Origin of the sequence: Desulfosarcina sp. (genome assembly GCF_041551955.1) — a bacterium.
Lineage (GTDB): Bacteria > Desulfobacterota > Desulfobacteria > Desulfobacterales > Desulfosarcinaceae > Desulfosarcina.
The window spans coordinates 1-12,695 of the sequence record NZ_JBFELV010000117.1; the positions used below are offsets into that span (position 1 = coordinate 1).

Annotated in this window: 15 protein-coding genes; 11 read left to right on the forward strand and 4 right to left on the reverse strand. The window is 53.8% G+C overall.

All coding sequences use genetic code 11. The features are described 5' to 3' along the window. The 5 genes from radC to ABYV26_RS10955 form a co-directional block, all read left to right on the forward strand. Window positions 1–700, forward strand: a 700-nt coding sequence (radC, locus tag ABYV26_RS10935; RefSeq protein WP_372680918.1) for a DNA repair protein RadC, incomplete at its 5' end; no start/stop codon positions are given. A 54-nt stretch (window positions 701–754) separates the two neighbouring features. Continuing rightward, the gene (locus ABYV26_RS10940; protein WP_372680920.1) at window positions 755–1,048 is read left to right on the forward strand and encodes a hypothetical protein; all 294 of its coding nucleotides are present in this window, start codon (window positions 755–757) and stop codon (window positions 1,046–1,048) included. A 263-nt stretch (window positions 1,049–1,311) separates the two neighbouring features. Further along, window positions 1,312–2,508 (forward strand): phosphoglycerate kinase, encoded by a 1,197-nt coding sequence (gene pgk, locus ABYV26_RS10945; protein WP_372680922.1) that lies wholly within the window; start codon window positions 1,312–1,314, stop codon window positions 2,506–2,508. Window positions 2,509–2,551: 43 nt separating this feature from the next. Beyond that, complete coding sequence (locus ABYV26_RS10950; RefSeq protein WP_372680923.1) at window positions 2,552–3,268, forward strand: TVP38/TMEM64 family protein; 717 nt, start codon at window positions 2,552–2,554, stop codon at window positions 3,266–3,268. Between the two features lie 102 nt (window positions 3,269–3,370). Beyond that, a complete protein-coding gene (locus ABYV26_RS10955) occupies window positions 3,371–4,432 on the forward strand; it encodes a hypothetical protein (protein WP_372680925.1) in 1,062 nt (353 codons plus the stop codon). A 175-nt stretch (window positions 4,433–4,607) separates the two neighbouring features. Here ABYV26_RS10955 and ABYV26_RS10960 read toward each other — a convergent pair whose 3' ends face one another. Then, a complete protein-coding gene (locus tag ABYV26_RS10960) occupies window positions 4,608–5,459 on the reverse strand; it encodes a lysophospholipase (RefSeq protein WP_372680927.1) in 852 nt (283 codons plus the stop codon). 2 nt (window positions 5,460–5,461) lie between these two features. Here ABYV26_RS10960 and ABYV26_RS10965 point away from each other — a divergent pair, with 2 nt between their 5' ends. Genes ABYV26_RS10965 through yhbY form a run of 3 tightly spaced genes read left to right on the forward strand, consistent with a single transcriptional unit; the run spans window position 5,462 to window position 6,289 of the window. Beyond that, window positions 5,462–5,692, forward strand: coding sequence for a hypothetical protein (locus tag ABYV26_RS10965; protein WP_372680929.1), 231 nt, complete (start codon window positions 5,462–5,464; stop codon window positions 5,690–5,692). Beyond that, window positions 5,692–5,955: a hypothetical protein gene (locus tag ABYV26_RS10970; RefSeq protein WP_372680930.1), complete on the forward strand. Its 264-nt coding sequence runs from the start codon at window positions 5,692–5,694 to the stop codon at window positions 5,953–5,955. The genes ABYV26_RS10965 and ABYV26_RS10970 overlap by 1 nt, the downstream gene beginning before the upstream one ends. A 13-nt stretch (window positions 5,956–5,968) precedes the next feature. Next, window positions 5,969–6,289, forward strand: coding sequence for a ribosome assembly RNA-binding protein YhbY (gene yhbY / locus ABYV26_RS10975; protein ID WP_372680931.1), 321 nt, complete (start codon window positions 5,969–5,971; stop codon window positions 6,287–6,289). Between the two features lie 12 nt (window positions 6,290–6,301). On the opposite strand, the gene ABYV26_RS10980 is transcribed toward yhbY, so the two are convergent. After that, complete coding sequence (locus ABYV26_RS10980; RefSeq protein WP_372680932.1) at window positions 6,302–8,263, reverse strand: penicillin-binding protein 1A; 1,962 nt, start codon at window positions 8,261–8,263, stop codon at window positions 6,302–6,304. A gap of 179 nt (window positions 8,264–8,442) precedes the next feature. On the opposite strand from ABYV26_RS10980, the gene ABYV26_RS10985 reads away from it, so the two are divergent. After that, window positions 8,443–8,721, forward strand: coding sequence for a hypothetical protein (locus ABYV26_RS10985; protein WP_372680934.1), 279 nt, complete (start codon window positions 8,443–8,445; stop codon window positions 8,719–8,721). 139 nt (window positions 8,722–8,860) lie between these two features. Here the strand turns inward: ABYV26_RS10985 and ABYV26_RS10990 are convergent, their stop codons facing one another. Both ABYV26_RS10990 and ABYV26_RS10995 read right to left on the reverse strand, forming a co-directional pair. Further along, window positions 8,861–10,063 carry a multidrug effflux MFS transporter gene (locus tag ABYV26_RS10990; protein WP_372680935.1) on the reverse strand — a complete coding sequence of 401 codons (1,203 nt, stop codon included), beginning with the start codon at window positions 10,061–10,063 and terminating at the stop codon, window positions 8,861–8,863. A 38-nt stretch (window positions 10,064–10,101) separates the two neighbouring features. Continuing rightward, window positions 10,102–11,004, reverse strand: a complete 903-nt coding sequence (locus tag ABYV26_RS10995; RefSeq protein WP_372680937.1) for a LysR family transcriptional regulator — start codon at window positions 11,002–11,004, stop codon at window positions 10,102–10,104. A gap of 196 nt (window positions 11,005–11,200) precedes the next feature. Between ABYV26_RS10995 and ABYV26_RS11000 the strand changes: the two genes are divergently transcribed. Together ABYV26_RS11000 and ABYV26_RS11005 are read left to right on the forward strand one after the other, a co-directional pair. Continuing rightward, on the forward strand, window positions 11,201–11,389 hold the full coding sequence (locus ABYV26_RS11000) for a hypothetical protein (RefSeq protein WP_372680939.1): 189 nt from the start codon (window positions 11,201–11,203) through the stop codon (window positions 11,387–11,389). 22 nt (window positions 11,390–11,411) lie between these two features. Beyond that, a partial coding sequence (locus ABYV26_RS11005) for an MFS transporter (protein WP_372680940.1) occupies window positions 11,412–12,695 on the forward strand: 1,284 nt, incomplete at its 3' end.

Consider the following 12,695-nt stretch of genomic DNA (forward strand, 5'->3'; position numbering starts at 1 on the left):
CCACAAGGGAGAAGGTCACCGGAAGCGACTGCGCGACCGGTTTCTGACATCCGGACTTGACGGTTTTGCCGATTATGAGGTCATCGAATTGCTGCTCACATTGGGCACGCCCCGCAAGGATTGCAAGGATGCGGCCAAAGCGGCCTTGAGCCGATTCAAGACCCTTCAGGGCGTCCTCAGTGCCGCGCCGGCAGACCTCTGCCAGGTGCCGGGCATCGGACCGATCAATTTGCTGGGGCTGAAGCTGGTCCCGGCTGTTTCCAGACGCTACCTTCAGCAGCGGCTTGAGGGAAAAGAGACCTTGAGCAACTCGCGGGAACTTTTCGACTATCTCAATCAAACCATCCGTGATAAAAAAAGAGAGTGCTTCGTGGCCGTCTACCTGGATGCCAAAAACCGGGTGATTGCCGCCGAAACCCTTTTCACCGGGACGATTACCGCCAGTGCCGTCTATCCGCGCGAGGTAGTGGTGGCCGCGCTGGCCCATCGGGCAGCCGCCGTGATTTTTGCCCACAACCATCCATCCGGGGACCCGTCGCCATCGCCCGATGACATGGCCATCACCCGGCGGCTCGCTCAGGCCTGCGGGGTCATGGGCATCACCGTTCATGAACATCTGATCATCGGCACCGAAGGCTACTTCAGCTTTGCCGATCATGGCCACATGGCCAGTATCAACGCCGCCGTTGACGCCCGGTAGCGCACCTGACGAGCGGTGCAACCGAATGATGAGACAATCTCGTGAGAAATAACGATGACCGTGGACCAGAAAAAATTTCCTCCTTGTTTTGCAGACCTTGAAAGCGTCTTTCCCATGGGGGCCGAAGGCTTGAGAGAGACGCCGGAATCCTGCATGCCTTGTTACTACAAGACCGAATGCCTGAGAAAAGCCATGTCGGACAAGGCCGGCATCACCGTTCGCCAGGAGATGGTGGACCGGGCATACGAATCCGGCAGGGTGGGGTTTTTTGAGCGCTGGTCCCGGAAAAAGGCCTTGAACGCTCAAAAACAAAAGAAAGATAAATCATCACAGCCAAACCCCAAATGACAAATCAATTACAATAGTCAAATTCAAAATTCTAAACTTTTTGATCTTGGAAAAGGGGCTTTCCAATCATCAATCGTGGAGAGATCAACATTCCAATAAACGGTTGGCTTTGGGCCTTTTTTAGGATTTGGATATTGCCATTAGAAATTTATTTGAGATTTGAGCGTTGTTATGGGTCGATTGTTTTAAGGTTTGGCGCTTGTAGTTGAAGGAATTGCGAAGCGTATTGATCCCATACAGGGCTTTTCAGCAAAGGAGAAACCATGGCAAAACTTACCGTTTCCGATCTTGACGTCAACGGTCGCCGCGTGCTCATGCGGGTGGATTTTAACGTCCCGCTGGAAAAGGGACAGGTTGCCAACGACAAGCGGTTGCGGGCGGCCCTTCCCACCATCCGCGATATCCTGGAACGCGGCGGGCGCCTGATTCTGATGTCTCATCTGGGGCGCCCCAAGGGAAAGCGGTTGCCCGAACTTTCCTTAAGACCTTGCGCCCTGGCACTGGAAAAGCTGCTTGGACAAGCGGTGGCATTTGCCGACGACTGCATCGGGCCCTCCGCCGAAGAAGCCGCTCAGGCCCTATCGGCCGGTGAGGTGCTGCTGCTGGAGAATCTACGGTTTCACAAGGCCGAGACGGACAACGACGAGACGTTCGCCCGCAGCCTGGCCCGTTTGGCAGACGTGTATGTCAACGACGCCTTCGGTACCGCCCATCGGGCCCATGCTTCTACCGAAGGCGTAACCCACTTCATAGACCGCTGCGCCATGGGATTTCTCATCGAGAAGGAGATCGCTTACCTGGGTGAAGCCCTGGATGCGCCCAAACGGCCCTTCGTGGCCATTCTGGGGGGGGCGAAGATTTCGGGAAAAATCGACGTCATCGACAGCCTGCTGCCCAAAGTGGACCGACTGATCATCGGCGGCGGCATGGCCTACACCTTTTTCAAGGCCAATGGGTTGGAGATCGGCAATTCTCTCGTAGAGCCCGACAAAGTCGACCTTGCCCGCGCCTTGCTGGACAAGGGTGGGGAAAAACTGGTCCTGCCGGTGGACTGCATGTGCACCGGGCGATTGGACCTTGACGCCAGAACCATCGGCGAATTGTCTGCCGTACCCGTTAACGCCATTCCCCCTAACGGGTTCGGCCTCGATATCGGGCCGGCATCCGTGTCGCAGTTCGCTGGCATTCTTGCCGATGCCCGAACCATCGTATGGAACGGACCGATGGGGGTGTTTGAAATTGATGCCACAGCCGTCGGCACCTATGCCGTGGCCCGGGCCATGGCCGCCGCCACGGACAAGGGCGCCATTACCGTGATCGGCGGTGGTGATTCGGCAGCGGCCGTGGAAAAAGCGGGTCTGGCCGATCGAATGACCCATATCTCAACCGGTGGCGGTGCGTCATTAGAGTTCCTGGAGGGGAGAATCCTTCCCGGTGTGGCGGCCTTGACAGATCGCTGAAGCCGGTCACCTTCCTATTCACATTTGTTCTCATGGTAGGCCATTGAAAACAGGTAAAGCAAAGAAGTGGTTCTGGATTGCCTGTTTCCTGCTGGGTGTTCTGTTGTCGGTGCTGGTGTTTCGCCATGAAATCGCCACCGGTCTGATGACGGCTTACCGGTGGATCTCGGACCGTGACCAGGTTGAGCGGTTCGTCGCCGCTTTTGGCCGCGGGGCGCCGCTGGCCTTCATGTCGATTCAGATCCTTCAGGTGGTTCTGGCGCCGGTTCCGGGTGAGGCCACCGGATTTATCGGCGGATACATATTCGGTGCCACCAGAGGCTTCATTTATTCCAGCCTGGCGTTGGCCGTGGGCTCCTGGATTAACTTTGCCGTCGGCCGGTTCCTCGGCCGCCGGTATGTCCGGCGCTGGATCCCGCCCCATACCCTGACGCGTTTCGACAATCTGCTGAAGCGGCAAGGCATCATCGTTTTGCTCATTCTTTTTATTTTTCCGGGCTTTCCCAAAGATTATCTGTGCCTGTTTCTGGGAGTCACGGCACTTCCCCTCAAGGCGTTTTTGCTGATCGCCTCGATTGGCAGAATGCCGGGCACCTTGATGCTGAGCATCCAGGGAGAATTCCTCTTCCAAAAAGACTACGCCTTCTTTGCTGTGGCCTTTGGGGTGACGCTGCTGGTGGCGGTGCTGGGGATCAGGTATCGGGAAACGATCTACCGCTGGATGGAAAAACTGAATAGAAAAACACCTGACAGCCGTTGACCCTAACGAGTAATCGTGTTATTTAAGAATATCAATAGTATCCGGGGCATTGTCTTCCACACCACCCAAACCACAATCCGCCCGAGACTGAGAGGAATTGCAGTGGCCTTTTGGAGTGTCAGAGAAGAACTCAGTCAGTTCAACCGCCTGCGTCGTTCTTATTACGAACTGCTCAGGGACGAGTTGGATCAGTTCATGGTCGACTATGCGCTGATCCAGTCCTATCAGAAGTTTGCCGACCAGAAACTGCCCTATCCGTTCATTGAAAAAAGGGAGCTCAAGCCCCGTGCCAGGATTCCCGGAATCGAGTACGAGAGCCAGAAGACATTCCTGGTTATTTTCGTGGAGGACGTCATTCCGGCAGCCCACAAGAAGTACATCCGATTTTTCGATGTCAACAAGCCCACCAAAAAAAACCTGCTGGAATCCAAGGCGCTTCCCTTGCCCGACAAGTTCGACCGGACCAATAAATACTTTGACTCCGTTCACTTCTATGATTTCATCCATTTGCTGTTGCCGGTGGATTATGCGCTGTTGATCCAGCGCGACCCCACCACCCGTTCGGCCAATCGCTATGGCCTGACCCACTATCATGTAAGGATCGACTGGCCCATCGCCGATGCAGCTGAAGATCTGGCCCAGAGCCTGCGATACATCTCCAAAGATCTCTATGAGAAGGGTGATAAATACGCCGAAGTGGCCCAGCGAAAGCTCTTCGAATATTATGGCATGCCCTTTATGGTGGGCGGCCGGCGAACGGCCGCAATGGTGGCTGCCCAGTACCTTAAACGGATTCCATGTATCTCCACCGTTTATGCCGGCAGCAGCGAATCCCGGGCGCTTTACCGCATTTCCGAACGCGGTGTCTCAAAGTCGGCCTTGGTCCGCCTCTCCAACGACGAGGTCCGACATATTGCCGAAACCCAGAAGATGTCCCCGCCCACCTTCAAGAAGAACTTCGTCATTGCGAAGAAAGGCCGCCAGAATGTGTGCATCTTCCAGGCCACCTACGCCTATACCGACCACTCCCGCCCGCCGGATGACGGCAAACTGCGGGAAATCAATCCAGACGTGAACTGGCTTAGCGTCGGGGCGGAGCACGTGATTCCCAAGCCAGGGGTCAGAAAGTACCCGCCGATTAATCTGAATCTGATCTATACCTAAATGTTGCCCACGCCTAAGGCTTCTATCTGCTTCGTTGCCAAGGGATCGCGGTAAAGCGCTACAGCTTCACCCTTGAAGCCTTGCAGATGAAACCCATAGACACGCGCAAAAAATCAGGTGGTAATCGAGGTGGGGTGTCTGAAGTTGGTTAATTCAATAATCCCAAAATTTGTTGCTATAAAAAACGATCCTTCACCCATTGCGTCAAATCCGCCAGCACTTTTTGCCGATCGGGCAACCGCTCATTATAAATCTCGTGATACAGGTTTTCATAGTGGAAAAGGGTTTTGTCGGCCACGGTCAATGCGTCGAAATAGGTCAGGGCTGCGGTAGCACTGACCAGGTGGTCGTCTCCGGCGATCTGCATGAGGATGGGGGTGTCGATCGCCTCTGGTGAGCCACCGGTGGCCTCAATTTCAGCCATGCACCGGGTAAACCACCGCGCGCTGATGTTGCTGTGTACCCATTTACTTTGCACGTACGCCCTTACTTCGGTACCGTCGTGGCTGATGCGGGTCGGATCCAGTTGGTTGTTCAAAGACAGGGTCGGCCAGATCATGGACAGGATGCGGGCAACGGCTTTTAACAGTGGCGGCGGCGGTTGGGGCACGCCAAGCAGGGGAGACGAGACGACCAGGCCATCGATATGTCCGGGGTGTTTTCTGACAAAGGCCAACGCAATCAGGCCGCCCATGCTGTGCCCCAGCAAAAGGAGCGGCAACCCATCGGTTCGATCCATTCCTGCCATGTCGATCAGTATCTTAAGATCCTTGAGATAGTCGTCGAAATCGTGGATATGTCCACGTATACCCTGGCTTCTGCCGTGGCCGCGATGGTCGATTGCCCACAGGGCTGCCCCCATTGGGCATAGGGTGTCGACCACATGCCCGTACCGGCCTGAATGTTCTCCTAAACCGTGGGATACGACCACCCGGAACCGCTCCTTTTCCGGCACATATTTGCGGTAGAAAAGGGTTGTTCCGTCGTCGCCTTCGAAATAGTCGGTTTCTTCGTGGGTGCCTGCCATCGGTGGCCTCTAAATACGGGGGAGGATTTCATGAAATCGACGGGGTGGCCGGTCGGACCGATGCCCGCTTATCATCGGTCTACATCGCTATTAACACGGACCTCGATCAAAAACAATTTGCTTATAAATTGCTTGAAATCGAACAACATAACCGATACCGTATGCCGCCACGTCAGCTATTTAGAAAAGCGTTTCAGGTGGCCAATCAACCGTTTAATATAAAGGAAAAATGATGGAGACAATTGTCGCCCGCATTAAAAAAGAGTGGAAGGTTTACGTCATGGCCATCTGGATGATTGGCGTGACCGGTTTCCTGTATCATCTGAGCGGACAGGTCATGGAGATCAAGCAGACGAGTCTTAAACTGAGCTCTGACGTGGATGCCATCGAGAGTATCTTCATCAGCACGGACAACAATGTCGCCGACGTCAAAAAACAGGTCGACGGAATGTCCGCCAAAGTGGCCATTATTCATAAACGCGTGATGCGACGATAAGAAAGGCGCTCCGATGGACCAATTGAAAGGTTTTCAGAAGCGATTTCTGCGGGGGGTGGCCCACCCTCTCAAACCGGTGGTTTTCGTGGGGCAGAAAGGATTTACCCAATCGTTGGCCGATGCCATGGACGACGCGTTGGACCACCATGAACTGGTGAAGGTTAAATTCGTCGATTTCAAGAAAAAAGAGATGAAACTGGACCTGATCGAGCAGATAGAAAAATCGGTTCGCTGCGAGACGGTGGGACTGGTCGGCCACATTGCCACTTTTTTCCGCCAGCAAAGCGACCCGGAGAAGAGAAAAATCAACCTTCCCTCCCATGCCGATGGCTGATGGCCGGTGGCATTATCGCCGTTTGGGTTCCGTTCCGCTGACAAACAGCGCTTTTACCGCCCCATCGCCGCCATCCACGGCCGCATGGCCCGTCACCGGATCCATCCACACCGTTTTCATATGGTCTGGAATGTCAAAATAGAGCGCCGTCGATTCGGATCGGGTGGCCTCCATGAAGTCGATCCAGATGGGAAGTGCCGCCCGTGCGCCGGTTTCCTGATTGCCCAATGGTGAAAAATCATCCATGCCCACCCACACACCGGCGGCCACCGCTGGCGAGAATCCAACGAAAAGCGCATCCTTGAAGTCATTGGTCGTGCCGGTTTTACCGGCGACGGGAAGATGGAGTCGTCGTGCCTGCTTCCCCGTGCCTTCCTCGATTACGCTTTTGAGCATGTCCACCATGATGGCGGCCTCGGCTTCAGTCATCACGGGACGGATGGCGGGTCTGGCGCGCCACAGTGACACATTTTCTCTATCAATGATCTCCGTGACGCCATGGGGCGAGATATGGTTGCCGCCTTTGGGAAAGACGGCAAAGGCAGCGGTGATTTCAAGCAGGGTGCTGTTGGCGGCCCCTAAGGCGATGGACAGGTTTGGGGACAGCGGTGAGTCGATTCCCAACTTGTGGGCGAACTGCACCACCGCCGATGGTCCCAGTCTTTCGACGAGTCTGACGGCCGGAATATTCTTCGAGTGGGTCAAGGCGTTGCGAAGGGTCATCTCCCCTTGGTATTGTTTTGAAAAATTTTCCGGCTGCCAGTCCTCACCTTTATTTCCCCCCTTGAACACGACCGGTGCGTCCAGCACCAGACTGGCCTGGGTGAACCCACGGGCGATGGCCAATGCGTAAATGATGGGTTTGAAAACCGACCCCGGTTGGCGTCGGGCATCGACGGCTCGATTGAAGGCGCTTTCGGAAAAATGTCTGCCTCCGACCATGGCCAGAATGCCGCCGGTCCCGATATCGATGGCCACCAGCGCCCCTTGGGGGCTGGCTTCCGGCCCGGCGGTAGAACGCATTCTCTGCTGCAGCCGGACCAGGCCGTCTTCCACTGCCGCTTCGGCGGTTTGTTGAAGGCGTTGGGATAATGTGGTGTGCACCGTCAGGCCGCCTTTGTATAGCAGGCTGGGGCCGACGGCCGCCTCCAGTGCCGGCCTGATGTACTGCACAAAATAGGGGGCGAACCCGGGGGTTGCTGTGCGTGAGGCGTTCAACACCGGTTGGCTGGTTGCCCACCGGTATTGAGCGTCGGTAATCAGGCCCTGGTCCAGCATGAGGCTCAACACCAGGTTCCGCCGCTTTTCCGCCAGGTCCGGATTGACCAGCGGGGTGTATCTGGAGGGTGCCTTGGGCAGGCCGGCGATCAGGGCACACTCGGCAAGGTCCATCTGTGAGGCTGGCTTGCCGAAAAACAGCTGCGCCGCCGATTCCACACCGTAAGCGCCGCTGCCGAAATAGATCTGGTTCAGATAAAGGGCCAGCAGTTCGTCCTTGGTGTAGCGCCGTTCCAACTGTACGGCCAGGATGGCCTCTTTGATCTTACGGATTATTGTCTTTTCTTGTGATAAGAACAGCGTTTTGGCCAACTGCTGGGTGATGGTGCTGGCACCCTCCACAAACTGGCCGGCTATGATGTCCTTGATCACGGCTCTGAGAATGCCTTTCAGATCAATGCCGCTGTGGGTATAAAACTGGCGGTCTTCGGTGACGATCAGGGCGGTTTTCAGGTCCCTGGGGATCTTGTCGATGCTGACCGGCGTCCGTTTTTCAAGAAACAGCTCGGCCAACAGCACCTGGTCTGCCGAGAAGATTCGAGTGGCGGCAGACGGTTCGAAATTCTCCAGTTCCCGAATCTGGGGTAGGTCCCGGGTGAAGGCGAAAAACCCCCCCGCCGTGGCGCCCGAAAGCAGCCCGATCAAACCGGTAATCAAAATGAGGGAACGGGTTCCCCAAAAACGACGGTTGCCCATGGGTCTATTCATCCTTCGTATAATGGTTTTATCGGCCATCATCGGCATAGGCAAGTGCTGATTGGAAAAAATGGCGGCTTTCAACTAGTTGACTTCAATCCGGGGGGGACGTAAATTGAGGACAAACGAGCGGCTGTCAACAATTTGCCAACACCTGACCAACACCGAGGAGAACTTGTATGTCTCATCATCATGACCACGACCATGATCATGACCACGCCCACCCGCACGGGCACGATCATCACTCGCCGATGACATTTTCAGAAAAGCTCGTCAAATTATTGGATCACTGGGTTCAGCACAATGACCATCATGCCGAGGACTACCGTAAGTGGGCTCAGGAGGCCCGGGAGAACGGGCAGACCGAGGTGGCTGACCTGCTGGGTGCCGCGGCCGACCTGACCGGTGCCATCAGCGACCGGCTGCGTGAGGCTGGGGACAAGGTGAATTCGGAATAGTTCATCCGAAGACCGGGCAACAGAAATCTGAGGCGCGTCTTCTTCGGGTTAGCTCCTCAGGACGTTTGAGATGAATGTAATCGTGCCTGTTTTAGGCATCCCGCATATGCAATGGGGACACGACAAGGGGTAATCGCGGTCATCCTGTCATTTTCTGAGGATTTTCTGCCCAACGCATGGCAATTGCCGTTAACGTCCCCAAAATAACAAACCCACAGGCAAGGGGAAGGGTGGACCCATCATAGCACCTTCCGACCAAGGCCCCGAATGAAGAAGAGATGAAATTGGACAGCGATCCGATAATCGCCGCCCCGATGCCTGCCATGTGCTTTAACGGTTCCATGGCGACAGCACTCAAATTACCAAAGAGTATCCCCATGCAGAAAAACGACGGTGCGAAAAATACCATCATCAACCATAGTGGTGTTCGACCGCCCATTTGGTAGGTGACCGCGAGATAAATCGTGGTCAGAACGAGAAATAACAGAATTGCTCGATAGGACAGCACCCGCATTCCGAATCGCATGACGATGCGGGAATTTACTAAGGAGGCGCCACCTACGAAGAGCGCCAAAGCGGCCATATAGACCGGAAATTCCCTGCCCAGACCGTACACCTCCTGGAAGATCTGTTGGGCACTGCTCAGATACGACATCAGCACTCCGGCGATGCACCCAGAAGCGAGGGTGTATCCCATGGAGAGGCGATTGTTACACACCCCGAGGACAGCCTCCAGAATCCGACCGCTGGAAAAGGGAATGCGATCATCTCGGGAAAGCGTCTCCGGCTGCCTGATAGTAAACCAAGTCAAAGCGACAAGCCCCTGAATCATCAAAACGCCGAAAATGGCCCGCCAACCCATTGCCAGCAATACGGCCTGTCCCAATGCCGGTGCGATGGCCGGTACAACAATAAAAATTGCCATCACAACAGACATGATTCGGGCCATGGCCCGGCCGCCGTATTGGTCTCTGACAAGGGCAATGATTGCCGTTCGTGGTCCGCCCGTGCCAATTCCCTGAATCATTCTTCCGATAATCATCAACTCAAACCGGTTGGAAAAAATAGAGAACAAACACCCGATGATAAAAACAGCGAAACCGATAATAATGACGGGCTTTCTACCAAATGAATCAGCAAGGGGGCCAAAAAGCAGCTGACCGATTCCCATGCCGAACAACAATACGGTAACAACGAGTTGAACATCGTTAACGTGGCCAACACGAAGGTCCTTGCCGATCTCCGGCAGTGCCGGCAGCATCATATCGATGGACAAGGCTGTTATGGATATCATAACCGCCATCAAGGTGACAAATTCCCGATATCCTGGACCGCGTCTCATCTGTTGCTGAATCCTTTTTTGATCTTTTCGAATATCGTTCAACCGAATGGCATTGAATGGAAAATATCTCTATCGGTTTGAATCCGATTGACCATAAAGTCAATGGTTGTCCGCACACGGGCAATTTCCTTGGAATCAGGGTTGACCTGGAGCCAGTAGCTTCTTTCAATGTTCAGGTCGGGAAGCACGGGTATCAATTCTTTTTTCCCATGGGCCATAAAATAGGGGATGACGCCGATTCCAGATCCGGCTAGTACAGCATTCATCTGGGCAATGACCGTTGAGGCTCTGAATTTCGCTTTCACCCCAGGGTAAAACTCATCCAAAAAATTCAGATCCTGATCGAACAGAAGGTCATCGATATAACCAATGAATCGGTTCCCGCGCAGATCCGCGCTTGTGTTTATTTCCTGCCGGTCCTGCAAGTATGCCTTTGTTGCGAAGAGTCCCAGTTTGTATCCAGTCAATTTTCTGGCAATGAAATTGCCTTTCTGGGGCCTTTTGACCGTGATCAGGATGTCGATTTCCCTTTTTGAAAGACTGTAATACATGGGGACGGGGATCAATTCCACGTCCAGACCCGGGTGATGGAATTGAAACTGGCTGAGACGGGCTGCCAGGTAGCAATTCCCGATCCCGTCCGGTGTCCCGATACGGATGCATCCCGACAACTGATTGTCCTGTCCCGCGATACGCTCCTCCAGGTAGATGACGGTGCTCTCCAGCCGTTCGGCATAGGGAATCAGCGCCTCTCCTGCCGGTGTGAGCCGGCAGCCTTTTTCCGTGCGATGAAAAAGTTGGGTCTGCAAGGCCGTCTCCAAAGCCGATATGCGACGGGAAACCGTGCTATGGGTTACCTTGAGTTCCTCGGCTGCGGCAACAAACGAATGCGACCGGCATAGGGCCAGAAAAAAGCGCATGTCGTCCCAGTTCAAATTCATGCTTGTTCCTCGGTCTTGCTGTTCATTTATGCACAACTATTGCGCATATTTTAATATTTCCTGATTAATAATATTCAGTCTAATAATAATCAAGAGGAGAAGGGGGCCCGCCACCCTATTAACCGAACCCTTTTGGGTGAGCTGACCCATAAAAAGGAAACGGTGCTGGTCAACACAAAAGCAAGGAGGTGTTGAGATGTTGGAACTACTGGTGGAAAAAGAAAATGAACTGCACGACCAGGCAATCTTTGAATTTTTCTCTCGATTGGTCTCAAGTGTGGTGCTTTCAATTAAAAAAACATCGAGTATGGTTTGTCCAAACAACGTGGTCACCCATGGCGGCGAAGGGTTGCTTTTTAATAGGCCACCACGAATACCGGTGTAGACCAATTCCGAGGAGACGACGGATGAATAAGCAAATGGTTGTCGATGGCGTCAAGCCGAATCTTCAGTTCGAAACGGCCAAATGGCTCATATTCGGCATACTGATATCTACGTATATCCTGGTTTACTTTCATCGTATGGCTCCCGGGGTGGTTTCCGAATTTTTGATGTCGGATTTTCACACGACCGGAACCAAGCTTGGATCCCTGTCCGCCATCTACTTTTTTGTTTATGCCTTCATGCAGCTTCCCTCAGGGGTCGTCGCAGACACTTTGGGAATCCGGACGTCAATAGTTTCCGGGAACATTGTTGCCGGTGCGGGATCGCTGATTTTCGGCCTGGCAGGATCGTTTGAAACGGCCTGCGTCGGCAGGTTCTTTGTGGGGATTGGCGTGTCCGTCGTCTTCGTAAGTATCATGAAGAGCAACTCGGTCTGGTTTCATGAAAAAGCCTTCGGCATCATGAGCGGGTTGACGTTATTGTTGGGCAATCTCGGTTCTGTACTGGCGGCAGGGCCCCTGGCCCTTCTTTTGACCACTTTTGCTTGGCGAATCGTTTTTATTGGTATCGGTTGTCTATCGTTGATCCTTGCTTTGCTCGGATATTTGGTTGTCAGAAACAAGCCCGAAGATCTCGGATTTGATTCTCCGAATGTTTATACAAGTAACACACTCAACAGAACCATATCCCAAAACTGGCTGCAAAATCTGAAAAGCGTTGTCAAGTTATCCCGTTTATGGCCCGGTTTCTGGGTCCAATTTGGCATGGTTGGCGCCCTGTACTCGTTTATGGGTCTGTGGGGTGTTCCTTATCTCAGGGACGTCCATGGGCTTGGCAGGGAACACGCCGCGGACCATATTACTGTCATGTTGTTGAGTTTCGCCGTTGGGTCCCTTTTTTTCGGATGGTTCTCGGACAGGATCGGGAAACGCAAGCCCCTGCTCGTTTTTAGCGTTGTCATCTATGCGCTTACGTGGTTGCTATTCATGTATACCGCTTGGTCCCCGGGTATAGTCGGGTTCTTGCTCTTCGGTATTTTGGGATTCTCGGGATCGGGTTTTGTGCTGACCTTTGCTGTGGCAAAGGAAAGTGCCCATCCGGAACTGTCAGGCATGGCTGTCAGTGTGGTGAATACCGGCTGCTTTATCGGTACCGCCTTGATGCAGCCTCTTTTTGGTTACCTTGCCGATCGCACCTGGACAGGAACCATCGAAAACGGTATTCGCCTTTACTCGGCTGCGGATTATCATCAGGGCTTCATGGCCATGCTATTTTTTTCTCTGCTCGCTCTTGTGGCAGGATTAAAA